A 24,725-nucleotide genomic window follows, 5' to 3' on the forward strand; every position below is an offset into this window, starting at 1 on the left:
CCTTCTCCCTCTAAATATTAGTTAATTATTCTTTAATTTTTAATAAACGCAAACTGTTAAGTGTGACAATTAGTGTTGCCCCCATATCAGCAAAGATTGCAATCCACAAAGTTAACCAACCCGGCATCACTAATACTAATGCTAATAATTTAATCGCTAAAGAAAATGAAATGTTTTGCTTAATAATAGTTAGCGCTTTACGGCTTAATTTAATCGTATAGGGAAGTTTACTTAAATCATCTGACATTAAAGCAATATCTGCAGTTTCTAATGCTGTATCTGTTCCAGCTCCACCCATTGCAACACCAACTGAAGACGCTGCAAGTGCTGGAGCATCGTTCACACCATCACCGACCATTGCGACACTTTGATGTTTAGCTCGAAGTTCTTTAATAAAATTGAGTTTATCTTCAGGAAGTAAATCAGCTTTAATATCCAACACACCGACTTGCTTTCCAATTGCTATTGCTGTTCTTTGATTATCACCAGTTAACATTACTGTTTTAATACCTATGTTGTTTAATTTAGTAATAACTGCTTTCGATGTGTCTCTTATTTCATCAGCTACTGCAATTAAAGAAAGAATTTCCTTTTCTGTTCCTAAAACCATCACTGTTTTACCTTCATTTTGCATATGAGTGATATTTTCTTTAATTGTATTTTCAGTCTTACCATGTAATTCCTCAAATAGATTAGGACTGCCGACAAAGTATAATTCATTACTTATCTTCGCTTTTACACCTTTACCAGTAATCGATTGAAACTCTTCCACTATTAAAGCATTAAAATTTAATCCTTTTTCTTCTGCTTTTCTTATAATGGCTGATGCAAGTGGATGTTGAGACCCTTTTTCGATCGCTGCTGTTACCTTTAACAACTCATCCTCATTACCATTAATAGTCACGATATCTGTTACGGAAGGAACTCCCCTTGTTAATGTTCCAGTTTTATCAAAAGCAATTGCTTTTATATGGCCTGTTTCTTCTAAGTGAATACCACCCTTAATTAAAACGCCATTCTTAGCTGCGTTTCCAATGGCTGTAACTATAGAAACCGGAGTTGAAACGACTAAGGCACAAGGACAACCAACAACTAATACTGCTAATCCTTGATAAATCCATTCACTCCAATCTCCACCAAATAACGGAGGAACAACAGCGATTAATAAAGCTAAAATCACTATAGCTGGTGTATAGTATTTAGCAAATTTATCAACAAATGCTTGGGAAGGTGCACGCTCTGCTTGTGCTTCCTCAACAAGATGAATTATTTTGGATAAAGTTGTATCTTCTACTCGCTTCGTTACTTTTACTTCTAGTAGCCCTTCTTCATTTAGTGTTCCAGCAAAGACCTCATCATCCACTGTTTTCGTAACAGGAACACTTTCACCTGTGATGGCTGCTTGATTAAGTGTAGAAGTTCCTTTAATCACTAATCCATCCATTGCTAATTTTTGACCGGGCTTAACAATCATTATGTCTCCCACTTGAATATCATCAACAGAAATCATTAGTTCTTCGTTACCCCTACGTATTAACGCTTCTTTTGGTGCAATATCCATAAGAGATTCAATGGACTGTCGTGCTTTCTCCATTGAATAACGCTCCAATGCCTCGCTGATTGCAAACAAGATAACAACAGTTGCACCTTCGCCCCATTCGCCAATGATTGCAGCTCCAATAATAGCAATAGTCATTAGCGTATTCATATCAAATTTTAATCGACTAAGATTTTTAAGTCCTTTTACAAATAGTGTATAACCACCAATTAAAATAGATGCTCCATACCCAATCATTGGAAGGATATGATTTTCCCCATATTGCTCACCTAAAAACCAACTAATCACGAGTAATATAGCAGATATATATACTTTAATATTTTCTTTTTGCTTCCAAAATGGTTCACGCTCAACCTTTTGTTCTTTATCGCCTCGAATTTTTAGATTTTCAAAAGCTCCTGCTTTCTCTAATTCCTCGATGGTTGTATTTCCTTTTACGTAGACCTTGGATGCTCCAAAGTTCACTTTTGCATCTTGAACCCCAGGAAGTTCTTTTACATTATTCTCAAAAATAGCTGCACAATTTGTACAAGTAAATCCTTGAACACGATATGTTTTCATCTCTTCTTCGGTTAAATTTAATCCTTTTTCAGACATTTACCATCACCTCTTTATTACGCTTTAATGCAATCATTAATATCTGTCGAATATACTCATCCTCTAAAGAATAAAAAGCCAGTTTCCCTTCTTTTCTATACTTTACAAAACCTTGCTTATGGAGAGTTCTTAAATGATGGGAGGCATTTGCAACGGATGATCCAATAATATTTGCTACATCACAAACGCATAATTCATCGACTTGACACAAGGCATAGGTTATTTTTGCTCTATTTTCATCAGCAATTAGTTTAAACATTTGAGATAAATTACCAATGTTGACTTTTTCTATATCGCTTTGTATTCGAGTAACTTTTTCTTCGTCGTAACAATAAATTTCACAAGTATCTTTCTTCTTCATTACAACACCCCATGTTCATTCAAATATTCATTTGATTATAATATACCACATTCGAACAATTATATTCAAATGTTTATTTGAATGTTTTTACCTATTTCACCTGACCTTAAAAATAAAATAAGTTCATCTCACAGTTATTATGTACACAATAACCCTTCAGTACTTTGTATTTGTTGATAAATCTTCCTACATTAATCCCTCGCTATGGAAACTAGCTATTATTTAAAGAATATTAATCTAGTATAAATAATCCAGGCTTTGGTTATCCTTATTCATAAGGGAGAGTTGAAAAATGAAAAAAATAATATTAATGTTATGCATTTTTTTACTATTAGTAACTATTACAACTAAGGAAGCTAAAGCTTTTTATGAAGAGAATGAATTAAGTCAAATAACAAAAATCGCCAATCAAAATGGTGTTTCAATAAATACTTGGTCTATGTATATAAAAGAACCAATTCAACATTTTTCTACAATGAGGGACCTTGATAAGTCAGTATCAGTTTTTTTGAAGAACGAAAAAGAATATACGTGGTCCCCTAAAAAAGCTGAGAAAGATTATTATAAAATTGAAGGAAAAAAAGAATCTGCCAGTTTAGGAATAGCAGAGAAAGTATTAATCATAATTTATTCTCAAAACGGTAAATATAATTTAAGTATTACTTATGATATAAAGGGAAAGTGGAATGAAAGTAAATGGCCTGCAATTTTCAATATGTATAAAAATAAAATCGATAATTACTCTACGTTTTATACCATTCAAGGAACAGCAAATATAGAAAATTCCTTGTATACAGAAGCATCCCAATTACTAGCTGATTTTTCTGGAGAAGAAGTACAAAGCCTTAATGAAAATAACTTTGTTTCCCTATCCGCATACACGAAGCATTGGGAAAATAAACTTCCTCTTGGAGATAATCAATATATGAACCTGCATATCGCATACAGAGAGACTAGTGAACCTGCGAATAAGGTGAAGGTAACTATTGGTACCCCTATAATTACATCAGAGTATTAACAAGACAAAACGAGATGTCGGTCCATAGACATCTCGTTTGTTGTTCAACCTTTTATGCGAAGTAACCGTAATGCATTTAAAATTACAATTAGGGCTGCTCCTGTATCACTTAATACTGCCATCCAAAGTGTTAACCACCCTGGGAAAATCAATACTAAAGCAATAACTTTTATGAGGATAGAGAACCAAATGTTTTGCTTTATAATGCTTAAAGCTTTTTTACTTAATTTAATGGTATGTGGCAGTTTCTCTAAATTATCTGCCATTAACACAATATCTGCTGTTTCCATGGCAGTATCTGTACCAGCCCCACCCATTGCGATTCCTAAATCAGCCGTTGCCAAAGCTGGTGCATCATTTATGCCGTCACCAACCATTGCTACTTTGTATCCTTCTTCTTGCAATTTCTTTACCGCATCGACTTTATCTTCAGGAAGTAAGTTAGCAAAATATCGATTTACATTCGCCTTAGAAGCAATCAATTTAGCTGTTCCTTCATTATCTCCTGTTAACATAACCGTTTGCTTGATACCACTAGATAATAGTGATTTTAACGCAACGGCAGAGTTTTCACGTATAGTATCAGCAACCGAAATAACTCCCAGAATATCGGTTTTTGTCCCTATGATAACTACTGTCTTCCCATTATTTTGCACTTCATTTACATACGCTTCAACCGTACCTAATGGGATGCTCATGCCTTTAAACAGTTTCAGGTTTCCTGCATAGTATATTTCTCCAGTGATGGTAGCTTGCACACCTTTTCCTACAATGTTTTTGTATTCTGCTCCATCTTTAGCTGGCTTCCCTAGTTCTCTTACATGATCTACAATTGCTTTAGCAATAGGATGAGTAGAATATTCTTCCAAAGTTAGAGCTATGGATAGCAATTCTTCTTCAGAACCGCTAAAGGTTTTAATGTCTGATACTTTTGGTTTCCCTTCTGTCAGCGTACCCGTTTTATCAAAAGCAATTGCATTGATGGCCCCAGCAGCTTCTAAGAAAGTACCACCTTTTATTAGGACACCATTTCTAGCAGCATTGCCTATGGCAGATACAATCGCAACAGGAGTGGAGATAACTAGGGCACATGGACAAGCAACCACTAATAACTCAAGCCCTTTATAGAACCATTCTCCCCATGTTCCAAATCCAATCAATGGAGGAATAACAATAACAGCCAAAGCAGCTATAAATACGATAGGTGTGTAGATACTTGCAAATTTGTCCACAAATGCTTCTGTTGGTGCTTTTTGTTCTTGTGCTTCTTCTACTAAATGGATGATTTTAGAGATAGTCGTATCTTCCGCCAACTTCGTTACTTTTATTTCTAATAAGCTATGTTCATTTATTGTACCAGCGTATACAGAATCACCTATAGCTTTATCTACTGGTATAGATTCTCCCGTTATAGGTGCTTGGTTTACACTGGATTCACCCTGAACAACATCGCCATCCAAAGCAATTCGGTCACCAGGTTTTATAACGATAGTAGTACCAACCGAAATCTCCTCAACAGGCTTTTTGATTAAGTCATTTCCAATCTTAACCCAAGCCTCCGATGGAGATAAATCCATTAAACTTCGAATAGAATTTCTAGTTCTTTCAATGGACTTTGTTTGCAGGTAATTACCGATAGCGAACAACCAGACTACTGTGGCACCTTCCAACCATTCTCCAATTAAAGCAGCTCCAATTGCGGCCGCTGACATTAGCACGTTCATATCAAGGGATCGGCTCTTAATGGCATAAAACGCACTTTTCACTGGCTTATAACCGCTAATTACGATAGCACCAGCGTATAGAATAGTGGATACAAACGAAGGAACGGATAAATAAGATAGTAAAAAACCTAAAACGATAAGAAGTCCCGAAGAGATAATAATCCAGTTTTCTTTTTTACTTTTCGGTTGTTCCACCGTTGATTTCTTATTTGATTTCAAACTAGCACTATACCCAATTTTATCCACTTCTGAGATTATTTCGTCTACACTATTGGTATGTTCTATTTTCATTTTTCCTGTAGAGAAATTAACACTTACCTCTTTAACAGAAGGGTTTTTATTAAAGTGGTTTTCAATGCTTTTGGCACAGCTACCACAGTCCATTCCCACGATATCATAAGTTCGTAAATTTTTGTTTTGTTGCAGCACTTCAGCCGAATATCCAAGTTTCTTTATTTCCTTTTCAATAGGAATGAAAGCAGACGAATTAGCAGCGGATACCTGCATTTTTGCCGTACTGTAATTTACTTTTACCATCTCGATACCTGGTAATGATCCTAATCCTTTTTCAATGGTCTTGGCACAAGCAGGGCAATCCATTCCAGTAACAAGGAAATCTTGCCTTTCTCCAGCATTAGTTTCCATTATATTTTCTTCGACTTCAATTGTAGTACTACAACAAGAGCTAGCCTTTTCTTCAGACTTACTAACTTGAGAAGCACAGCAATCACTTACTTTTTCCGCTGAGTCATTACTGCAACATGAGTCCTTCTCCGGCTCTTTAGTACTGTTGCAGCAGCTACTTGCCACCGGTATCACATTAAATAGCTCAGATGTATTCGATGGTTTCTTTTTATTGGTCGAACAGCAACTTGAGCTTATTTCTTTCATTTCTTCTTTCGAGGAACTTGAACTGCAACATGTACTTTCGTCTGTCTCTTTGGAATTACTGCAACAGTTGCTTTCAACTAAAATCACTTCAGAAGTTTCTTCTGTTTTTTTCGTTTCGTTTGAACAACAATTTGTTGTGGTAATTAGTTTATTATCTTTATTTTCATTATTTGAACCACAGCATTTTTCAGGCACTATTATTCACCTCACTCCATATGATTTTCACAACAAATAACGTCATTCTGAACATCATTTAGAACTACATCAAACATATCTAATAAATCACGAATATATTGGTTTCTCAGACTATAAAAGCAATATTTGCCTTCATTTCTTCCAACGATAATGCCACAACCCTTTAAACAGGCTAAATGTTGAGAAATATTCGATTGATTTCCTTTTATCTGCTCGACAATTTGTGATACAGTTTTCTCCTCATTTTTCAGACATTCTAGAATCTGAATTCGAGTTTTATTCGAAAAACCATGAATTAGTTTGACCTTCATATCCAAAGTGCTATTTTGCATAATTACCCCCTCGTATTAGTTGTTTCTAATATGTCTAATACCATCATATTAACTTTCACTAATATGTGTGTCAATAAATTACTGTTTTTTAATGTGAGAAATAAATTCTTAAATAAAACTAGCCAATTAAAAAAGTCTGGAGATGTCTCTATCTCCAGACCACACTTTATTTTATGAAACAATATAGGGTTCATTCTATTGTTTCCTCTATGCTCCTTCGCTAAACGCTTTAATAATAGGGCATTGATTCATGGAAGATCCTGAACCTTCACATAGCTCTGATAACTGTTCTAATGTCTCTTTCATGTTCACAAGATCATGAATTTTTGATTCAATCTCCTGAATCTTTTATGCTGTAAATTCTTTTACCTTTATAGCATCACTTTCTTGTCGACATCCAAAAGCTATTTAATTTCTTCTAAGGTAAATCCAAGTTCTTGAGCTCTTTTGATAAATGAAATGCGTTCGATAGCTTCGTCTGGAAATCGTCTGTATCCAGATTCTGTTCTTGGAGGTTCTACTATTAACCCTCTTTTTTCGTAATAACGCACCGTTTCAAGGTTCACTTTCTCCGCATTCGCGACTTGACGGATCGTTAGACCTGTCACATCATTCCTCTCCTTTCATTATTAGTATAAAGCCCGTACCTTGCTACAGAGTCAATAGGTTTTTAAACATTTTTTTATGATCGTTTGAAAAAATTAGATTTTCATTTTCACAATCATCCAATTTATTCATCATGCGTGATACAACCTACTATCTTTTTTGACTTTCGTTTTTTCAACAGCCACTGGTTTGTTTACCTTTTCGTTCCTCCAAATGATTTAAATACCTCCGATACCTACAATTTAAGCTAATAGATAGAACAACTCATCCATTCAGTAATCCTCCAGATTTTCTGTCATTTTATATAAGGTTCCCTGTGATTGATGATTTAATAAAAGGGAATTATCATCCCTTAGAAAAAATTTAGAAAAAGGGAAAAGAGTTAGGCTGCTTCCCTAACTCTTCATGAACTTAAGCTATTCATTGTCATAAATCAGGTTGTATCTCTATCAACAAATTAAAGGAGGTAACATTGTTTTAGAATCACTTGTCATTATTTAGAAATAACCTTAAGATTGAATGTTTACTTTTCATTTAATACTTTTCGTTTCAGCTGATATTCTTCTTCGTTTATTTCACCTTTGACATATCGCTCTTTTAATAATAACAATGGACGGTCTGTCACGCTACTTTTTTTCATCAACTGGCGAACGACCATATAAATGGTCACTCCAATCAGAATAATCAAGAGAAATAATCCAATGCCCATCATGAGACACATTCCCATCATAGAATTACCACTCATTATTCCTCCCATCATTCCATCCATCATTCCATCCATCATAATCTTCAGCTCCTATCTAGATTACTTTTCTAATAACCGCGTAAAACAGTATAGACTACGTGCTTGACTTATATCAAATGAAGATTTATTACAATTGCTATACCTACTGTTGTATCAACTTGTATATATGCTCACAACTAGTTTTTTATATAATACGTTTCGTTTCTCATTACATTGAGACCTTGTTTCTAGGAAATTCCTTGATCACGGCGTATGGTTCTTTTGCTCTTTTAAAGAATGAATCTCCTTCGTAAGATTATGGTTTTGTTCAATCAAATCTGCCATTTTAATATGAAGTGATTGTAATTCTGTCTGTGAAACTTGCTGATGGTCTGAATTTTTAATTTTATCTTTATTCCCACTAAACATACCTTTCATACAGAACAGCATCATCAAAGGGCATAAAAGAAGGATTAAAATCTGTACCAATGTCATGTCGTTCACTCCTTTTTCTCGTTATGACAAGAGTATAAACAAAAAATGTGTTGAAACTTTGTATAAATGAAGGAGAAATCAAGTAGTTTATTTTTACATCTTTTGAATTTAAGACTTTCCCACATTAGATTTCGATTCATTTTTCCATTTATAAATTGATTAAAATACAAAATTCCCTTTAACATTGCGTTAAAAGTCAATCTGTAATTGATTCAGAATTTAATAAAAGAAAACGGACCAGTTTCTAACTCTGACTGGTCCGTTTTCCGTTTTATTTTACTAATTCACCTTTCACTTTTTCGTACTCCTCAAAGGAGATTTCTCCTCGAGCTAAACGAATTTTCAGCTGATCAAGAGGACTTACGTTTCCTACCGGTTCACTTTTTGTCGTATGTTTCTTTTTATTTGTTGGTCCACAGCACATAACCAATTCCACCTTTCCTTATAATGATGTTTCCTTAGGTTTTAAGCTATTATCTTTTGAATCAGATTGACCTTCTTTATTTTGAGATGATTCCATGAATTTGTTGCAACTTTCCATCATCTCTTTTCCTTCAGAAGAGTCCATGGCCTCCATCATATTGCCCATATTTGAATCCTTCATCATGCCTGACATATTTTCATCATTCATCATGTTTGACATGCTGTCACTGTTCATCATTTGACTATCATTATTATTTATTTTTTCAGCAAATGTTGTATTTCCTATAGCCAAGACGGCAGCTAATGTAAGGCCCAAAACTGTGAATGTTATCTTCTTTTTTTTCATCTTGTTTCCTCCTTGTCTCTTGATAGTTTTAGTATAAACAATAGGTTTGTTTATATCTTGTTGATTATTTGAAGAATATATGAAGTACTTTTTCTTTTCTATTTATGGAGGAATGCACTCTTCTGTTTAAATTCTTCCTCTGATATTTCACCTTTGGCAAATCTCTCCCTCAGTAGGTGAAACGCTGGGTTTTTCTTTTTCGTAAAGACCTTCATGATTAAAGACATCAGTCCATAAATTAAGAATCCAATCCACCAATTAGAAGCACAAATATGGAGGAATATAACATCATAACTCCATCCCTCCCTTTAATGATTTTTTTCGTCAATTCCTTTCCCTTGATCAGCCACTTTGATCCATTGGGTCGCTTTATCATATGAAACATATACATCTTTTTTAAACGTGGCGAATGCCATTTCCTTCCCGTTTACTGGATTCCCAGAAATATAGGCAATAGCATCTTCTTCCTTTATGTCAGGAATGTTGATTTCTTCCGACAGATTATTTTCAACATTCAACTCTACCAGATAAGCTTGTTTATCATAACCTCCAACAAATAGGGTTCCATTTGTTTTGAAGTACAGTGATGTAGCTTGACCTTTTGAAAAAACTTTTTCAAAGTTTTGTCCATAGTCTTTAGAGAGATATACCCCACTTTGGGTTCCAATCGCCAGTACAGTCTCGTTTGAAGGATGGACAGCTAATGCAGTCGGTTCCTCACTTATTCCTTTCATGGCACTTTTTGTCCACTTTTTGGTCTCATCGGTTGAATAGTAAAGACCCGTATAATCCATTCTTGAATTGGGTTGCGGGTTTATCACGTATATTGCATGTGATTTATACCCAACACCCATCATATGAAAGTCTATTTCCTCATAGAGGTCTAACGTTTCAAAGGTTTTTCCTTCATCTGTACTTTTGACAATTCCAAAAGGATTCTTCTTATCTGACCCAGAAGCAGGATGCCCACTACTGTAAAAACCATCATCTACAGAAGAAAAGCCCATGTAATCATGTTTTTCTCCTTCAGCACTACCCCAGTGCCCTTCTGAATACGTTTTTAATCCATCATGCGCAGGAATGATCATTTGTTTTCCATCCGTGGAATATCCTAAACCGTGTATATGTTCCAGGTATGTTCCTTTGCCTACAGTCAATTTGTCTCCCATAACGGATAGGCTACCAGTAATCAAAACTCCTATCAGGGATAATATCCATCCCCAATTTATTAGTTGTAGGTTCTTCTCTAACCGTTGTCGTTTGATTCGATCCTCTTTTTTCTTTACATTTTTTAGACCCTGTACTTTCTTTTTTACCACCATATAGAAAGCAATGAACAAGATCAATAATAGGCCCATTGCCAGCAATCCAAAGGTGCTCATTGGTAATCCTGATTGCGTTTCCTCCGCCCCGCCATGGGCGAAGACTGTACTGGGTATTAAGACTAAACCTACACTGATTGGATAAATAAGTGATTTGAACTCTCGCATTTATGAATCTCTCCTCTTCCTTTTCATTACGTAATAAATGACTCCTACGATAAGGATTGGTATGCCTATCCAAAGGCAAATTTGGAGGAAATTTGTGAAATAGGATCGAATGGATCCGGTATCCATCATCCATGTTGCGGACATGGTCAAACAAGTTAATCCAATGACTACCAAGAACAAAGCAATAATCCAGTCCAACCTTTTCATTCCTCTTCCTCCTCTTTTTTTATATCAGGTGAAATCAAGAACTTGATCTCAAAGCGAGTTCCTTTTCCTACCTCACTAAACGCTCGGATAGACCCTCCTTGTTGCTCCACCAGGTTTTTGACAATCGCCAGGCCTAATCCTGTTCCCCCAAATTCACGCGAACGAGATTTTTCAACCCGATAAAATCGTTCAAAAATATAGGTTAGTTCGTCCTCAGGAATTCCAATGCCTGTATCTTCCACAGAAATCTTCACGACATCATTCTCTTTCGTCATTTTCGCTGAAATCGTCCCTTGTTCTGTGTAACGGATAGCATTGTCCAGCAAGTTCATAAAAACCTGCGCCATACGATGACCATCACAATAGACAAATGGCAGGTCAGGTTGGATATAAGCTCGCATGTCCAATCCTTTTTCTTGGGCTCTCCATTTTGTTTTTTGAATAGCACTATTCAGCACTTCCGATAAATCGATCCATTCAAAGTGGAAGCCAATCTTTCCCTCTTCAATTTTGGAAAGTTCAAACAGGTCTCCAATTATCCTTGTCAAACGGATGGATTCCTGATGAATGATATCGAGGTATTGCTCTTTTTCTTCTTCTGAATCATACAACTTCTCCTTTAATACTTTTGCGTAGCCCTCTATACTCGTCATTGGCGTTCTTAACTCATGAGAAATGTTCGAAAAAAACTCACTCCGGGATTCACGATACTTTTGTAGGTCGAGTGCCAAATCGTTAATCGCTTGGGCTAACGAGCCCATCTCGTCTTTCGATGGTGGAGTGACACGAGTTTTTAAATCCCCTTTGGCTATCTTTCGAGTGGCTTTTTCCATTTGAATTAAGGGGTCTGATAACTTTTTTGAAAGGATATACGTGAAAGCAAGCGCAAGAAAGAAAGCGCCCATTCCCGATAACCATAACATACTTCGTATTTTTTCTAGAGACTCGTCAATCACATTAACAGAGGATACTACATAAACCCCACCATTAAATTGGTCTTTAGAAATAATAGGTGTCCCTGAAACTAGGTACCTTTGGTTGTCTAGGGGTTCTATAAATTCCTTTTCAACAGATTTTCCTTGTAATAGGGTTTGAACCTCTTCGTCTGGTATCAAGGTACCTTGCACTGAACTAGGTACACCTGAAGTAACAATGATAGTCCCCTGAGCGTCAACGATATATAACTTGATCTTTGAAAATTCCGACATCATTTCCAACATGTATGGAGTTTGTGGATTGTTGGATGCTGCGATCGATTCGGCATAACGCGAAGACAAATCCTCAATCTCTGCTCGAACTTCTTGATAGTAAAACCCTGAAAAGGCTCGATCGATGACAAATCCGAGGGGAAGTAACACCATTAGAAAAAGCAAAAGGATGGTTCCGCCTAGTTTAATGACAATACGGTTCCAGATCATTTTCGCTCGTCTGTCCATTGAAACTTATATCCAACTCCCCATACCGTTTGAATAGGGTTAAAGGATAATTCTGCTTTTCTTACTTTTTCTCGTATATTTTTCACATGAGTATCTACTGTGCGAAAATCTCCAAAATAGTCGCCTCCCCAGACTTTCTCCAACAGGTTCTCGCGTTCAAAAGCCCGACGAGGATTTTCAGCTAACACAAACAGCAATTCAAACTCTTTAGGGGTTAGATCTATAGGCTGTTCTCGAACCAACACTTGTCTACCCTCCGGATCAATCGTCAGGTCTAAATTAGTAATGACTCTTGAGACGGTTGTTGTTTGAGAGATGCTTGATCTTCTAAGAAGGGCAAACACACGAGCTATCAATTCGTCTGAATCAAAGGGCTTTACTAAGTAGTCATCTGCCCCCATAGTTAATCCCTTTACCTTATCTTTTGTGTCTGTGCGAGCGGTTAACATCAAGATAGGTGTATCTTTCGTTTCGCGAATTTTCTTACACACTTCCCATCCATCCATATCAGGCATCATGACGTCCAAAATAATAAGATCAAAAGATTGCTGTTCAGCCAATCGGACTCCCTCGTACCCATTTTTAGCTTCCATTACCTCAAAACCATTCTTGGCGAGATAAATACGAAGGAGATTCCGTACATTCCATTCATCATCTATCACAAGTACCTGCAATTTATTCATAAGAATCCCTCAATCCTGCGTTTTTATCTTTATTTTCCCTATTTGAATCCATTTTACCCGGTCTGAATCCTCCTTGATCTATTATATCTATTATAAAAGGTAAGTTTGTAGAAAGAATTAGTAAAATGTGTTGGAATTATGAAGATGCGAAGTATGGGGAGTTTGCTCATTAAATCCGTATATCTTTCCTTTGTCATTTAATTAATTAGGGGAATACCATAATGATAGTTGACACCGTTAAGGTGAGTATGCCAACAATACGCAAAAGAATTAGCTTCAAAATTATATCTAACAGATTACCAATATCGAATCAATAGCAAAATACAACTGCGTTCCGACAGTCGCAGATAATGTCAACACAAGTACTTGTTTAAAAGCTATTTTTCCGTTGTACATCGGTTTCTGAAGTGACTCGTACACAACAACAGAATAGGCGGGATAACTGCGTGTTGTGGGTAACCAGCCAAGTTAAGCCGATCCATACAAAATTCAGTACTAAGAATACGAGCGAGAACCCCAAGCATCAATATGAGCGTTAGAGTTAAAATTGATATAATAAATGTCCATTCGCTAGCATTCATCACCAACGGTAGCAAGCCCGTTGCAATAGACGGTGCCAAGTTCGATTGAATGATACGCAAAAAGAGCATCATGAGTACCACGGTAAGGATGACTTTTCCTAAATAAGCAATGTCTAATTGATTCACCGCGATGCCTAACGCAGCAGTGATGGACGGAGCAAGAAAAATCTTGGATGGTTGTCTGATCCATCCGGCTTCTCGGTATACCCACATGGCAATAGCCATTGCCGCAACTTCCGGCAAAATAATCTCATGATCGTTTAACATCACCGAATCCGTAATCATTGCAATAATGAATGTAATCGCAATCATATAAGAAATAATCGTTCCTTTCTTTGAAACAGCTGAATTCATGGTTATTTACTCCTTTTGTTCGTATCATTTCCATCATCCACAATAGCTGATTTAAACACCCGATTTTGTAAACATAACAATGCTATTACAAGGGTGAAATGATGTTTACCCTTGCAATTAGCTGTTTATTTACCTAATCCGGCAGCTTTTAAAGTTTCAATATCAATACTGTTGTTCATACAGTAATCCACTAATTTCTTATTAATTGCAACGGCAGGAACGGATTTTACGCCATAGGCTTTTGCTTTTTCTTCCCATTCAAGTGTGTCGCATTTTTTGTTCAGATCATAAACTACAACCTCACAATTATCACAAGCTAAATCTTTTACTTGCCGCACAGCATCTTCACACACACTACAACCTGCCGTAAATACTTCGATTAATCTTTTAGCCATAACTAATTCACTAATTCTAATAAAATTTTCATAATTGGATACTGAGCTTTCGGTACTCCAGAACCAGGGCATTTATCAACCAAACCCTCTAACAAGATTTTATGTCGTTTAAATCACAAATTTTTTTTCAGCCTCTTTAATTTTACACGATGCAAAGTTGAGCATTTCCTCTGAATGAAATTCTTCATCCCCGTTTGATGCGGCTAGTAAATCTTTAAATTCTTCAAGAGTAAAACCTAAATCCTGAGCTCGCTTAATAAACTCAATATCTTGAATAACTTCCTTAAAAATATTATTAGGGTAATTAATACTAAGCCCACAAGTACAATAGTAATATTTTGCATATGACTCTCCTAATTATTTTTTAGGTGAAATTCAACAATTAGTTTATATTCCTAAAGGTAATTGCATAAAAAACAGCATCATTATCAGCTTAGTTACTAAGATAATGATGCTGTTTTTAACTAATTATAAAGATTTAAGAAAAAGGTTCATCATTTGTTACTTTTAGTATTCTCATAGCATTCAATACTGCGATAAGTGTAACTCCTACATCAGAAAATACGGCTTCCCACATTGTTGCAATACCAAAAGCCCCTAACAATAGAAAGATTGCCTTTACTCCTAATGCGAAAATAATGTTTTGCCATACAATACGTCTAGTCCGCTTAGCAAGTGAGATTGCCGTGGCTATTTTAGAAGGTTCATCTGTCATAATAACAATATCAGCCGCTTCAATTGCTGCATCTGAACCTAACCCCCCCATAGCCATTCCTACATCTGCTCTAGCTAATACTGGAGTATCATTAATACCGTCTCCAACAAACAAAATTTTGTCTTTAGCATTCTTAGAAGCATCTAATTTCTCTATTTCTTCTACTTTATTTTGCGGAAGTAACTCTGCATGAACCTCATCTACCTCAAGTAATTCTCCTACCCTTTTTCCAACCACTTTAGAATCCCCTGTTAACATTACGGTCTTCTTGATGCCTATTCTTTTTAGTGTTTGTATCGCGCTATAGGAGTCCGCTTTTATTTGGTCTGAAATTGCAATGGAACCTACGAATTGTTTATCGTATGCAACATAAACAATCGTACCAATTTCGTTATTCCGATAAAAATCAACCTTTTCTTTTTGCATAAGCTTATCGTTTCCAGCTAGTATTTCTTTTCCGTCCACCACTATAGAAATACCATGACCAGCTATTTCATTATAGTCTTGAATTAATTCTTCTTTTATCTTATCTCCAAATGCCTTTCTAATTGAGTCAGCAATTGGATGATTGGAGTGTGTTTCAGCATAAGCAGCAAACTTAATTATTTCTTCCTCTGAGTATCCATTAACAGGATAAACCGAGTCTACTTCAAATACACCTTTTGTAAGGGTTCCTGTTTTATCAAATACGACATACTTAACATCATTAAGTGCTTCCAAATAGTTACTACCTTTTACTAATATTCCTTTTTTAGAGGCTGCTCCAATTCCACCGAAAAAGCCTAAAGGAATAGAAACAACTAAAGCACAAGGACAGGAAATAACTAAAAAGATAAGGGCTCTATATACCCAGTCTGAGAAGGTAGCTCCACTAAAAAGTAAGGGTGGAACAATAGCTAACAGTAATGCAATAATTACAACAACTGGTGTATAGTAACGAGCGAATTTAGTGATAAAGTTCTCCGTTTTAGCTTTTCTATTGCTAGCATTTTGTACTAATTCTAAAATTTTAGAAACAGTTGATTCTCCAAATTCTTTTTTTACTTCTACCGTCAGAAGACCATTTTTGTTAATAAAACCACTTAATATATCACTTCCCACAGTTACATCACGTGGCACTGATTCCCCTGTTAATGCAGATGTGTCAACGCTCGAAGTTCCTTCTAATATAACACCATCTAATGGAACCTTTTCTCCAGGTTTAATTACAATAATATCGCCAATTTCAACATCTTCGGGTGATACTTTTTTGACATCTAATCCAACTTGAAGATTGGCAAAGTCTGGTCGAATATCCATTAAACTGCTGATTGATTTTCTAGAACGATTAACTGCAATTGATTGGAATAGCTCACCGACCTGATAAAATAGCATTACGGCTACACCTTCTGGATACTCCTGAATAGCAAAAGCACCGATTGTAGCAATAGCCATAAGGAAATGCTCATCGAAGACCTGCCCTCTTGTTATATTTTTTATTGCTCTTAATACAATATCGCCACCAACTATAACATATGCAAGTAAGAACACCATCAATTCGGTCATTCCTGTTATTGGCGCAAAAATCCCTAAACCAAAAATTAGTCCACCTAAGAATAAACGACTAATCATTTTTTTGATATCATTACTTCCATGCTCATGGGAATGGGAATGGGAATGGCCATGATTATGGTCATTTGCATCATTGTGGGAATGGTCATGATTATGGCTATGAGCATGACCATGGCTTATGAGTTTAGTATTCTTTCTCCCACTTTGTTTTTCAACTAACTTAACATGTGGCTCTAAACGATTAATTGTTTTCTTTGTATTTAATAATATACTTTCTTCTTCGTTACTTTCGTATCGCAAGGATATTGTCTGTGTAGCAAAATTCACATTACAATCCTTTACACCATTTATAGACGAAACTCCTCTTTCAATTTTCATTGCACAGTTAGCACAGTCAAGACCCTCTAATAAAAATTCCTTTTTTAACTGTTGTCTGACTTCTTCCATAAATACTCTTTCCCCTTTCTACAAGCGTTCGAAAAACTTATATATGACCAAATATTCATATAACCATATATGTATTATATACTATCCAAAACAAGTGTCAATGGTTATCAACTTTTAAGAATAAAAAAGGATGGTATAAACTCCACCATCCTTTTACCCCATATTCTTTCTAAATAATCTTCTTATTAATGGTGTTGTGCATGATCAATCATTTGTTCTAATACACCCATTACATGCGCATCATCACACGAATAAATCATAGTAGTTCCTTCTCTTTTATATTTAACAAGCCTCAAATTTTTCAGAAAACTTAATTGATGAGAAACAGTTGATTGTAACATCTCCAACCTTTCTGCTATTTCATTTACAGAGTGCGGTCTTTCTGCTAACAAATGCAATATTTTTATCCGTGTTGGTTCAGAAAGAGCCTTAAACGTTTGAGACACTATAAATAATGTTTCCTCATCCAGTTGATTTTTATATTGTTTTGTATTCCCCTCATTTTTTTCATGTAAAGATCCCATTATGTAATCCCCTTATTTAGTTCTAATTTCTCTATTATAGCATAAATATATAATTCCCCTTTTTTATTTACTAAAAAAAGCAACTGTTTACTATAATTCTAATGGGATATATTACACATTAATCTAAACTACTTTACCTTCCCGTATTTAAATATTAGTTGTGGTATACAGAAAATTATTTTTTTAAAGCTAAAAGTCTTAATGCATTAAAAACAACAAGTATTGTGGATCCCTCATGTATTAAAACAGCTAACCCAATTCCAGTAAAACCAAATAAAGTTGCAGGTATCAGGAAAGCAGTAACGCCTAAACTTATCCATAAATTTTGCTTTATTATGGATTTACTTTTCCTACTTAGATTTATTGCGAAAGGTAAATCATTTAAATTATCTGCCATCAAGGCGATATCTGCTGTTTCTAACGCAACATCTGACCCTGCAGCACCCATTGCAATACCAACAGAACTTTTTGCCATAGCAGGAGCATCATTAACACCATCCCCTACCATAGCAACCTTCTTTTCAGTTTCTTTAAGATCATTTATTGCTTTAACCTTATCTTCAGGTAGTAGTCCTCCCCAAGCCTCTTTAATTCCGATTAATTTCGCAATACTATCCGCTACTCGTTGATTATCACCTGTAATCATTATCATTCGTTTTATTCCGTACTTCCGCAAACTTTTAATAACAGATTCAGCCTCTTCTTTTGGAGTATCCATCAGTCCAATAATACCCAGAAACATTTCTTCTTTTTTTACTATCATCGCAGTATTTCCATTTGACTCCAATTCATTTAAACTGTTTGATAAATCATCGGGTAAACTAATGGAGAGGTGCTCCTCAAATAAACTTCTATTTCCAATATAAATGGTTTCATTATTTAACTGTGCCGTAACACCTCTTCCCGTAACGGCTTTTAAACTATCTGCTTCTTCTATTGGTCTATTTCCGAGTTTCTCTACTCCACCTTTTACTATGGCGGCTGCTAGTGGATGATCACTTAATTTCTCTACCGCAATAGTAGTTAATAATAACTCTTCCTCACTAACATTATTAACAGTTACGATTTTATTTAGTTTTGGTTTACCCTCCGTCAATGTTCCTGTTTTATCAAAGGCTATTGCTTTTAATTCTCCTAAATTTTCAAGAGGTAACCCACCTTTTATTAATACACCTCCACGAGCAGCTCTTGCTACTCCACTTAATACAGCACTTGGCGTAGAAATAGCTAATGCGCAAGGGCTTGCTGCAACCAAAACTGCCATTGCCCGATAAAAGCTTTCACTAAATGTTTCATCTAAAACAAGAAAAGCAAAAAGAAGTAAAAACACCAATATAAGTATAGCTGGGACAAAATACTTCTCAAAACGATCAGTAAATAATTGAGTAGGCGATTTCTGTGATTCCGTTTCTTTCACTAATTTTATTAAACGACTTAAAGTCGAATCGTTAGCTTCTTTTAATACCTTAACTTCTAAAGTATCAGTACCATTAATCGTTCCAGAAAACACTCTACTTTCAGAAGGTAGATTTTTCTCCGATATATTATCTGGATTACTTATAGGAATTTTATCAACAGGCATGCTCTCACCCGTTATTGGAGCTTGATTAACACTACTCTTACCTTTCACGACAACTCCATCAGCTGATATTTTGCTATTTGGCTTTACAATTACAATATCCCCGACTGTCAAATCCTCTATAGGCACTTCTTTTTGATCTTTTCCAATTCGTACAATAGCTGTTCTAGGGGCAATATCAGCAAGGGCAGATATTGAATTACGTGCTCTATTCATCGCAAAATGTTCTAGTGCATGTCCTGCACTAAACAAAAACAGTAACAATGCACCTTCAGCCCACTCACCTAGAAAAGCTGCCCCAATTGCTGCCAAGATCATTAGAAAGTCTATTTCAAATTTTCCTTTTTTTATAGATGAAATAGCTTCTTTAATCGTAAAAAATCCGCCAAAAAAATACGCTATAACATACAAAGTAATGGATATTAAACTGACATTATCTTTCGTTATACTTATAAGATAACCAATTCCTAATAAGGCACCACATAGTAATGAAAAAATAAGTTCTGTATTACCTCCAAAGATTCCTCCGTGATGGTGATTATTTTCATGGTTTTCTCCTTTATGAATTGAATCTTTCTGCTTTTTATTCTCCAAACTAATTACCTCCATTGGCTGGTTCGTTATTCAGTGTAGTATTTCCTTAAATATGAGATATTGAAACAATTTCTTTAAAATATAATAGGCTTTATTAAGTGAATCCTCGTTTCATTTATCCTAAGTGGTTAGAAAATAAAATAATAATCAATAAAAATCCAATATAAATTTAACTTATAGAAAAAACTCTGTTCAATATTTTAATCAGAGTTTTTTCTCAGTGTATTCATTGCTTTATATTACTGTGGTTCTCTAATTTCAACTGGTTCTTTCATCTCAAATGGACTATTTATTTCAATGAATGGTTCGTTTGATTCTTTAATTCCTAAATTATTTAACAGACTTATATCATCTGGATTTCCCATATTATTTATTACACCTAAAAACTTATTTTTATTAAACATATTTTTTCACCTCCCAAATCTATTTTTATCTAAACTAAACTTTAATATGAATGATTTTTTAAAAAATTTTCTCCAACCATACAAAGTTCATTTTATTATTATAAACCTGAATACATTATTCATTTGCGGAGATAATATTTTTGAAAAGTAGATATGAGGAGGGGGAAAAAATGAGAGCACAAATTCTATCTACCCCACATTTAATTTTAATTATTATAGGAATAATTGGTGGTACACTTGCTAGAGTACTTATTTTAAGAGAGGACTATAGACAATATCCCACCTATCCAAATGGGGTTCTTAGCCAAATTGCACTTGGTTTTGTTGCATCAACATTAGGGGCAATTTTCATCCCTGCAATAATGACAAATAACGTTACAGCTGCTACTTTTTTAGCTTTGGCAATAACTCAATTTCAGGGTGTTAGAAAGTTAGAACAAGACAGCCTAAAATCCTTAGAAGAAACCGAATACACAAAACGCGGAAGTGCTTATATCGATGGTATTTCGAAGACCTACGAGGCGAGAAATTATATAGCTTTATTTGTTGCATTAACAATAAGTGTCATAGCTGAGTCACTCGAAACAATGCCAGTGTTCATCCGTATAAGCTTGGGAATATTAGGGGGGATTTTAATCTTTTTAATCTTAGTCCGTTTCTCAAAAGGGAAAACTATATCTGATTTTGCAGTAGTAAACCAAGCAAAGATAATTATAAAAAATAACGAGCTTTATGCAGATGATATGTTTATTTCTAATCGTATAGGTAGTATTCGTGGGCAAGAGATGATACTTCAAGAGGGGATAGCTGTTATTTTAAGCCCTAAACAAGAACACTATAGAATCTTCCTTGATAATTTTGGCCAAAGACAAGCTATTTTATTTGAAATCACCAGAACTCTTGGCTTAAAAAGGTACCATTTTACCAGAAAAGATTATTCTAACGGAAGAATTGCTTTTGTAATCGTACCTATAATTCATAATATTGATAATATGATTTCTTCTATTCTTCGCACACCTGTTCTTGAAACAGTCCAAAAGAATCATAAATATTTGCAAAAAAAGGAGAAATAAATGTGGAAGACATTAAAATTTTTGCCGTTATTGGAAGCAGTAGTCATACAAATGAAACAATTAACTCTGGAAATGCTCTTTTCATTCAGGCAAAAGAAGAGAATGAACAGCAATCGTTAGTAAGGGAAATAGCACTAGCTGTTAGAGGGGATACAGTAAAATTAAGTAATGGTTTATATCTTGTTATAACTGCTGATCGCTAATTTTATGAGTTAAGTGCTTTCGATTGAGATATCTTGGAATTATAATAGGAAGATTTTACTTTGTCCTTTTTTTCTAATTTTATAGGTATAAAAGATTCTTAAACCTTACCTATTCGATAATGTCTTCTTTTAAATTTTCTTAATTAACTTTGCTATAATCTTTAATGTTAGTAGGATAACCCTTTACCCACCTACTATTAGAAAGCATAAATTTCCGCAAACAACCAAGCAAATTTATGCCAAAACAGGTAACAATAAAAAAACTTTGAATATGACCAACGGCTGCATAACTTACCAAATAAAAAAGAAAACTGGACATATTAAACCATGCCCAGCTTAGAATACAATACATAAATTATTTTATCTTTATTAATAATATCCCCAAATTAAAGTTAAAAGTGTTCCAAAAACAGTTACCAAGGCGATAAAAACTCCGTAATAAATATTAATGTATATTACATTTTTATCTTTTGATTCACCTGCATGCATGAAGATTACTAATTGTACAATTGCCTGAATAAAGGCAGTAACTAGTAATATAGTAGATCCAACAGCAAATGACATATCCAAGAAATAAACAGTTAGTGCAATTGCGGTTAATATTAAGGAAGACACAAACCCAATCACATGTTTCTTTGGAAATAATTCACCCATTCTACATCATTCCTTTCAAGAACACAAAACTATAAAGGAAGATCCAAACTACATCGATAAAATGCCAATATAGTGAGAATATAAAAGCTTTATTGGCAGTTCTTTCATTTATCCCATCTCTTATTACCTGCAAAATAATCATTGTTCCCCAAAGAATTCCAAATGCTACGTGAGCTCCATGAGTTCCTAAAAGAGTGAAGAGAATGGCAGTAAATCCGCTAGTTTGCAGAGTAGCACCTTCATGTATATAAACAACAAAATCATAAATTTCGACTCCCAAGAATGCTAAGCCGAGTAATAACGTAAGAGCGAAAAAAGTGACCATTGCTTTCTGCTTTCTTAATCTCATAGCATTTATACCAAGGCCAATGGTAAAACTGCTTGCCAATAACAGTATCGTTTCAATAATCACTGGTAATATCTCGAATATTTCAGCACCTGTTGGTCCAGATCCTGTCCGATCAACGAGAGTAAAGTAGGAGGCAAAAAGTGTTCCAAACAACGCAATTTCAGCTCCTAGAAATATCCAAAAACCAAGTATATTTAACCGATTTTGTTCTGTACTATATTCAAGAGGCAAAGTATGATCTATTTTCATTATTTCGGACCTCCTAACGAATTTTCTATTTTCTCTACTGTTTCCTTAGGAATATATCTTCCGTTATCTTTTTCGTTTGATCTAAATGCTAAACAAATAAAGATAGCTACTGTTGCTATAATTAATAAAATCCAAAGTGCAAATACAAAGGCAAATCCCCAAACAAAGAAGATAAAACCTAGAACAAAAGGCATGCCACTGTTATTTGGCATATGAATTTTATCTACTTTCCCTTTAAATAACTTATAACCCTTTTTCTTTGAATCCCAAAATGCTTCTGTTGAATCAACTGTAGGAGTTATAGCAAAATTGTACTCTGGGACAGGTGATTTAGTTGCCCATTCTAAAGATCTTGCATCCCAAGGGTCGGAAGAAATATTTCTTGGTGCATTCTTGAAGCTGTAAAGAATATTGTAAACTATTAGGACAAACCCAACTAATAGTCCTAAAGCTCCTATAAAGGAGATCATATTCCATATACCAAAACCTGTTGACTCAGAATAGGTATACATTCTTCGTGCCTGACCATCTAATCCTGAAATGAACATTGGGAAGAAAGTGACACAGACGCTTATAGAAATAAACCAGAATGCCCATTTTCCAATTCTTTCGCTTAGCATGTATCCAAACATCTTTGGCCACCAATAAGTCAACCCAGCAAGCATTGCAAAAACAACCCCAGGAATAATTACTAAGTGAAAGTGAGCTACTAGAAACATTGTATTATGGTATTGGTAGTCAGCACTTGCCATTCCAAGCATTACTCCAGTCACTCCACCTATTGTGAAAATAGGGATGAATCCTAGAGAATATAGCATCGGAACCGTAAACTGTATTTTACCCTTCCTTAAGGTAAACAGCCAGTTGAAAATCTTAATACCCGTTGGTACCGCAATAGCCATTGTAGTAACAGAGAAGATACTATTTACTAATGCACCTTGTCCCATAGTAAAGAAATGGTGAACCCATACTAAGAAGGAAAGTACAGAAATTGCAACGATCGATATTACCATTGATTTATATCCATATAAATTTCTCTTAGCGAAGGTTGGAATAATTTCACTGTATATACCGAAAGCCGGCAATATGAGGATGTATACTTCTGGATGCCCCCACACCCAAAATAGGTTAGCCCAAAGCATATCCATCCCACCATCAGTGGTTGTAAAGAAGTTCGTACCAAACAGTCGATCCATTGTTCCCATGATTAATGCAATGGTTAAAATAGGAAAGGCAAATACAATGATTAAGTTTGTAATCAGTGCTGACCAAGTAAACATCGGCATTTTCATAAGAGTCATACCTGGAGCTCTCATTTTTAAGATAGTAGTAACAAAGTTAATACCTGTTATTAATGTACCTATTCCAGAAATTTGTAGTGCAGTCATGTAATAATTCGTACCTACAGATTTACTAAACTCAGTTCCGGCTAATGGGAAGTAAGAAGACCAACCAGAATCTGGTGAACCTCCAACTACGAAAGAAATATTGAATAACATGGCTCCAAAGAAATATAACCAAAAACTAACTGCGTTTAGCCTTGGAAAGGCGACGTCTCTCGCACCGATTTGCAGCGGTACTACAAAGTTCATAAGAGCCATGATAAATGCCATCGCCATAAATATAATCATAACTACACCATGTGTAGTAAAGATTTCATTATATTCCTGAGCATTTAATAAATTATTATCTGGAACCGCTGTTTGCGCCCTCATCATAATGGCATCGGCTCCACCACGGAAAAGCATTAATAATGCTGAGATTAAATATAAAATACCTATTTTTTTATGATCTACAGTTGTTAACCACTCTCGCCATAAATACCCCCACTTTTTTGTATACGTTATAAACACTAATGTCCCTATAACGGTAAGGGCTATTGCAACCATAGAAGCATAGATTGTTGGCCCTGGATTTGGAACAGCAAATCTATCGAAAAAATCCATACGGTAGTACTCCTTTCAGGA

Annotated in this window: 26 protein-coding genes and 1 pseudogene; 3 read left to right on the plus strand and 24 right to left on the minus strand. The window is 35.1% G+C overall.

Translation table 11 applies throughout. From position 1 onward, the window contains the following. Positions 1 to 25 precede the first annotated feature (25 nt). Positions 26 to 2,155 carry a heavy metal translocating P-type ATPase gene (locus EM808_RS19045; protein ID WP_127739798.1) on the minus strand — a complete coding sequence of 710 codons (2,130 nt, stop codon included), beginning with the start codon at positions 2,153 to 2,155 and terminating at the stop codon, positions 26 to 28. Further along, complete coding sequence (locus EM808_RS19050; protein WP_127739799.1) at positions 2,148 to 2,516, minus strand: ArsR/SmtB family transcription factor; 369 nt, start codon at positions 2,514 to 2,516, stop codon at positions 2,148 to 2,150. The genes EM808_RS19045 and EM808_RS19050 overlap by 8 nt, the downstream gene beginning before the upstream one ends. A gap of 292 nt (positions 2,517 to 2,808) precedes the next feature. On the opposite strand from EM808_RS19050, the gene EM808_RS19055 reads away from it, so the two are divergent. Then, positions 2,809 to 3,534 carry a YwmB family TATA-box binding protein gene (locus EM808_RS19055; protein ID WP_127739800.1) on the plus strand — a complete coding sequence of 242 codons (726 nt, stop codon included), beginning with the start codon at positions 2,809 to 2,811 and terminating at the stop codon, positions 3,532 to 3,534. 44 nt (positions 3,535 to 3,578) lie between these two features. Here EM808_RS19055 and EM808_RS19060 read toward each other — a convergent pair whose 3' ends face one another. The 19 genes and pseudogenes from EM808_RS19060 to EM808_RS28670 form a co-directional block, all read right to left on the minus strand. Then, entirely contained in the window at positions 3,579 to 6,149 is a 2,571-nt protein-coding gene (locus tag EM808_RS19060; RefSeq protein WP_127740020.1) for a heavy metal translocating P-type ATPase, read from the minus strand. A 206-nt stretch (positions 6,150 to 6,355) separates the two neighbouring features. Beyond that, positions 6,356 to 6,676, minus strand: coding sequence for an ArsR/SmtB family transcription factor (locus EM808_RS19065; protein WP_127739801.1), 321 nt, complete (start codon positions 6,674 to 6,676; stop codon positions 6,356 to 6,358). Positions 6,677 to 7,080: 404 nt separating this feature from the next. Continuing rightward, complete coding sequence (locus EM808_RS28955; protein ID WP_127739802.1) at positions 7,081 to 7,284, minus strand: MerR family transcriptional regulator; 204 nt, start codon at positions 7,282 to 7,284, stop codon at positions 7,081 to 7,083. A gap of 521 nt (positions 7,285 to 7,805) precedes the next feature. Next, a complete protein-coding gene (locus EM808_RS19075; RefSeq protein WP_235856654.1) occupies positions 7,806 to 8,066 on the minus strand; it encodes an SHOCT domain-containing protein in 261 nt (86 codons plus the stop codon). A 204-nt stretch (positions 8,067 to 8,270) separates the two neighbouring features. Continuing rightward, complete coding sequence (locus tag EM808_RS19080) at positions 8,271 to 8,501, minus strand: DUF2933 domain-containing protein (protein WP_127739803.1); 231 nt, start codon at positions 8,499 to 8,501, stop codon at positions 8,271 to 8,273. Positions 8,502 to 8,772: 271 nt separating this feature from the next. Continuing rightward, on the minus strand, positions 8,773 to 8,925 hold the full coding sequence (locus tag EM808_RS19085; protein WP_127739804.1) for an SHOCT domain-containing protein: 153 nt from the start codon (positions 8,923 to 8,925) through the stop codon (positions 8,773 to 8,775). 18 nt (positions 8,926 to 8,943) lie between these two features. Continuing rightward, the gene (locus tag EM808_RS19090; protein WP_127739805.1) at positions 8,944 to 9,270 is read right to left on the minus strand and encodes a hypothetical protein; all 327 of its coding nucleotides are present in this window, start codon (positions 9,268 to 9,270) and stop codon (positions 8,944 to 8,946) included. Between the two features lie 98 nt (positions 9,271 to 9,368). Then, a complete protein-coding gene (locus tag EM808_RS29195; protein ID WP_328040387.1) occupies positions 9,369 to 9,497 on the minus strand; it encodes an SHOCT domain-containing protein in 129 nt (42 codons plus the stop codon). 81 nt (positions 9,498 to 9,578) lie between these two features. Further along, the gene (locus EM808_RS19100) at positions 9,579 to 10,760 is read right to left on the minus strand and encodes a F510_1955 family glycosylhydrolase (protein ID WP_127739806.1); all 1,182 of its coding nucleotides are present in this window, start codon (positions 10,758 to 10,760) and stop codon (positions 9,579 to 9,581) included. Further along, on the minus strand, positions 10,761 to 10,967 hold the full coding sequence (locus EM808_RS19105) for a hypothetical protein (RefSeq protein ID WP_127739807.1): 207 nt from the start codon (positions 10,965 to 10,967) through the stop codon (positions 10,761 to 10,763). Next, a complete protein-coding gene (locus tag EM808_RS19110) occupies positions 10,964 to 12,403 on the minus strand; it encodes a HAMP domain-containing sensor histidine kinase (RefSeq protein WP_127739808.1) in 1,440 nt (479 codons plus the stop codon). The genes EM808_RS19105 and EM808_RS19110 overlap by 4 nt, the downstream gene beginning before the upstream one ends. Further along, positions 12,382 to 13,086 (minus strand): response regulator transcription factor, encoded by a 705-nt coding sequence (locus EM808_RS19115; protein WP_127739809.1) that lies wholly within the window; start codon positions 13,084 to 13,086, stop codon positions 12,382 to 12,384. Before EM808_RS19115 ends, EM808_RS19110 begins: the two co-directional genes overlap by 22 nt. Positions 13,087 to 13,333: 247 nt before the next feature. After that, positions 13,334 to 14,021, minus strand: a pseudogene (locus EM808_RS19120) (hypothetical protein); the annotation flags it as partial. A 125-nt stretch (positions 14,022 to 14,146) separates the two neighbouring features. Beyond that, on the minus strand, positions 14,147 to 14,416 hold the full coding sequence (locus EM808_RS19125; RefSeq protein ID WP_127739810.1) for a glutaredoxin: 270 nt from the start codon (positions 14,414 to 14,416) through the stop codon (positions 14,147 to 14,149). 108 nt (positions 14,417 to 14,524) lie between these two features. Next, complete coding sequence (locus EM808_RS29810) at positions 14,525 to 14,725, minus strand: MerR family DNA-binding protein (RefSeq protein ID WP_127740024.1); 201 nt, start codon at positions 14,723 to 14,725, stop codon at positions 14,525 to 14,527. Between the two features lie 169 nt (positions 14,726 to 14,894). Then, entirely contained in the window at positions 14,895 to 17,129 is a 2,235-nt protein-coding gene (locus EM808_RS19135; RefSeq protein ID WP_127739811.1) for a heavy metal translocating P-type ATPase, read from the minus strand. A 185-nt stretch (positions 17,130 to 17,314) separates the two neighbouring features. Beyond that, complete coding sequence (locus EM808_RS19140) at positions 17,315 to 17,653, minus strand: ArsR/SmtB family transcription factor (RefSeq protein ID WP_127739812.1); 339 nt, start codon at positions 17,651 to 17,653, stop codon at positions 17,315 to 17,317. A gap of 175 nt (positions 17,654 to 17,828) precedes the next feature. Continuing rightward, on the minus strand, positions 17,829 to 19,826 hold the full coding sequence (locus EM808_RS19145; RefSeq protein ID WP_205685883.1) for a heavy metal translocating P-type ATPase: 1,998 nt from the start codon (positions 19,824 to 19,826) through the stop codon (positions 17,829 to 17,831). A gap of 239 nt (positions 19,827 to 20,065) precedes the next feature. Next, the gene (locus tag EM808_RS28670; RefSeq protein WP_164849714.1) at positions 20,066 to 20,230 is read right to left on the minus strand and encodes a hypothetical protein; all 165 of its coding nucleotides are present in this window, start codon (positions 20,228 to 20,230) and stop codon (positions 20,066 to 20,068) included. A gap of 170 nt (positions 20,231 to 20,400) precedes the next feature. Here EM808_RS28670 and EM808_RS19150 point away from each other — a divergent pair, with 170 nt between their 5' ends. After that, the gene (locus EM808_RS19150) at positions 20,401 to 21,303 is read left to right on the plus strand and encodes a YIEGIA domain-containing protein (RefSeq protein ID WP_127739814.1); all 903 of its coding nucleotides are present in this window, start codon (positions 20,401 to 20,403) and stop codon (positions 21,301 to 21,303) included. Between the two features lie 2 nt (positions 21,304 to 21,305). Further along, the gene (locus EM808_RS19155; RefSeq protein WP_127739815.1) at positions 21,306 to 21,506 is read left to right on the plus strand and encodes a capping complex subunit for YIEGIA; all 201 of its coding nucleotides are present in this window, start codon (positions 21,306 to 21,308) and stop codon (positions 21,504 to 21,506) included. Positions 21,507 to 21,875: 369 nt separating this feature from the next. Here EM808_RS19155 and qoxD read toward each other — a convergent pair whose 3' ends face one another. Genes qoxD through qoxB form a run of 3 tightly spaced genes read right to left on the minus strand, consistent with a single transcriptional unit; the run spans position 21,876 to position 24,704 of the window. Continuing rightward, on the minus strand, positions 21,876 to 22,160 hold the full coding sequence (gene qoxD / locus EM808_RS19160; protein WP_127739816.1) for a cytochrome aa3 quinol oxidase subunit IV: 285 nt from the start codon (positions 22,158 to 22,160) through the stop codon (positions 21,876 to 21,878). A 1-nt stretch (position 22,161) separates the two neighbouring features. Next, a complete protein-coding gene (qoxC, locus tag EM808_RS19165) occupies positions 22,162 to 22,758 on the minus strand; it encodes a cytochrome aa3 quinol oxidase subunit III (RefSeq protein ID WP_127739817.1) in 597 nt (198 codons plus the stop codon). Further along, positions 22,758 to 24,704, minus strand: coding sequence for a cytochrome aa3 quinol oxidase subunit I (qoxB, locus tag EM808_RS19170; protein WP_127739818.1), 1,947 nt, complete (start codon positions 24,702 to 24,704; stop codon positions 22,758 to 22,760). The genes qoxC and qoxB overlap by 1 nt, the downstream gene beginning before the upstream one ends. Positions 24,705 to 24,725: the final 21 nt, after the last annotated feature.

The sequence above is a fragment of the Niallia taxi genome, assembly GCF_004005475.1.
In the GTDB taxonomy this organism is placed as follows: domain Bacteria; phylum Bacillota; class Bacilli; order Bacillales; family Cytobacillaceae; genus Niallia; species Niallia taxi.

Bases quoted from the DNA above. Each gene is read 5' to 3' on its own strand.
- EM808_RS19140 (WP_127739812.1), bottom strand. From the start codon at position 17,653: ATGGGATCTTTACATGAAAAAAATGAGGGGAATACAAAACAATATAAA.
- EM808_RS19105 (WP_127739807.1), bottom strand. From the start codon at position 10,967: ATGAAAAGGTTGGACTGGATTATTGCTTTGTTCTTGGTAGTCATTGGA.
- EM808_RS19100 (WP_127739806.1), bottom strand. From the start codon at position 10,760: ATGCGAGAGTTCAAATCACTTATTTATCCAATCAGTGTAGGTTTAGTC.
- qoxB (WP_127739818.1), bottom strand. From the start codon at position 24,704: ATGGATTTTTTCGATAGATTTGCTGTTCCAAATCCAGGGCCAACAATC.
- EM808_RS19090 (WP_127739805.1), bottom strand. From the start codon at position 9,270: ATGAAAAAAAAGAAGATAACATTCACAGTTTTGGGCCTTACATTAGCT.
- EM808_RS28670 (WP_164849714.1), bottom strand. From the start codon at position 20,230: ATGTTTAATAAAAATAAGTTTTTAGGTGTAATAAATAATATGGGAAAT.
- EM808_RS19085 (WP_127739804.1), bottom strand. From the start codon at position 8,925: ATGTGCTGTGGACCAACAAATAAAAAGAAACATACGACAAAAAGTGAA.
- EM808_RS19050 (WP_127739799.1), bottom strand. From the start codon at position 2,516: ATGAAGAAGAAAGATACTTGTGAAATTTATTGTTACGACGAAGAAAAA.
- EM808_RS19055 (WP_127739800.1), top strand. From the start codon at position 2,809: ATGAAAAAAATAATATTAATGTTATGCATTTTTTTACTATTAGTAACT.
- qoxD (WP_127739816.1), bottom strand. From the start codon at position 22,160: ATGGGTGAATTATTTCCAAAGAAACATGTGATTGGGTTTGTGTCTTCC.
- EM808_RS19075 (WP_235856654.1), bottom strand. From the start codon at position 8,066: ATGATGGATGGAATGATGGATGGAATGATGGGAGGAATAATGAGTGGT.
- EM808_RS19150 (WP_127739814.1), top strand. From the start codon at position 20,401: ATGAGAGCACAAATTCTATCTACCCCACATTTAATTTTAATTATTATA.
- EM808_RS19110 (WP_127739808.1), bottom strand. From the start codon at position 12,403: ATGGACAGACGAGCGAAAATGATCTGGAACCGTATTGTCATTAAACTA.
- EM808_RS19115 (WP_127739809.1), bottom strand. From the start codon at position 13,086: ATGAATAAATTGCAGGTACTTGTGATAGATGATGAATGGAATGTACGG.
- EM808_RS19135 (WP_127739811.1), bottom strand. From the start codon at position 17,129: ATGGAAGAAGTCAGACAACAGTTAAAAAAGGAATTTTTATTAGAGGGT.
- EM808_RS19045 (WP_127739798.1), bottom strand. From the start codon at position 2,155: ATGTCTGAAAAAGGATTAAATTTAACCGAAGAAGAGATGAAAACATAT.
- qoxC (WP_127739817.1), bottom strand. From the start codon at position 22,758: ATGAAAATAGATCATACTTTGCCTCTTGAATATAGTACAGAACAAAAT.
- EM808_RS19065 (WP_127739801.1), bottom strand. From the start codon at position 6,676: ATGCAAAATAGCACTTTGGATATGAAGGTCAAACTAATTCATGGTTTT.
- EM808_RS19080 (WP_127739803.1), bottom strand. From the start codon at position 8,501: ATGACATTGGTACAGATTTTAATCCTTCTTTTATGCCCTTTGATGATG.
- EM808_RS29195 (WP_328040387.1), bottom strand. From the start codon at position 9,497: ATGTCTTTAATCATGAAGGTCTTTACGAAAAAGAAAAACCCAGCGTTT.
- EM808_RS19125 (WP_127739810.1), bottom strand. From the start codon at position 14,416: ATGGCTAAAAGATTAATCGAAGTATTTACGGCAGGTTGTAGTGTGTGT.
- EM808_RS19060 (WP_127740020.1), bottom strand. From the start codon at position 6,149: ATGAAAGAAATAAGCTCAAGTTGCTGTTCGACCAATAAAAAGAAACCA.